Below are 529 nucleotides of genomic sequence, written 5' to 3'. Positions count from 1 at the left end.
GGCTCTTTGTCAACTGTAGTGGGTTGAAGAAAAGCTAAGATCGAGAAAGGACGAAATTTGTCCTTTCTTTTTTGATATTCAGAGCGATGAAAATCCGTTTTTTGAAGTTTTCAAAGTTCCGAAAACCAAAGGCATTTCGCTTGATAAGTTTAATGAGATTATTAGTCGCCTCCAATTTGGCGTTAGAATAGGGTAGTTGAAGGGCGTTGACAATCTTTTCTTTATCCTTGAGGAAGGTTTTAAAGACAGTCTGAAAAAGAGGATGAACCTGCTTTAGATTGTCCTCAATAAGTCCGAAGAATTTGTCAGGTTCCTTGTTCTGAAAGTGAAAAAGCAAGAGTTGATAGAGATTGTAGTGGTGTTTCAACTCTTCTGAATAGCTCAAAAGCTTGTCTAGAATTTCTTTATTTGTTAAGTGCATACGAAAAGTAGGGCGATAAAATCGCTTATCACTGAGTTTACGACTATCTTGTTGAATGAGTTTCCAGTAACGCTTGATAGCCTTGTATTCATGGGATTTTCGCTCAAA

The 529-nt window shown here is 37.1% G+C and carries 1 protein-coding gene; it reads right to left on the bottom strand.

What is annotated here, in order from left to right:
- Positions 1-34: 34 nt before the first annotated feature.
- On the bottom strand, positions 35-529 hold a 495-nt coding region (locus tag N8M09_RS10885), incomplete at its 5' end, for a transposase (RefSeq protein WP_261065193.1).

Origin of the sequence: Streptococcus mitis (assembly GCF_946190375.1) — a bacterium.
GTDB lineage: Bacteria > Bacillota > Bacilli > Lactobacillales > Streptococcaceae > Streptococcus > Streptococcus mitis_CJ.
The sequence above is the reverse complement of the archived record's forward strand: the minus strand, read 5'-3'. Positions and strand labels throughout refer to the sequence as shown.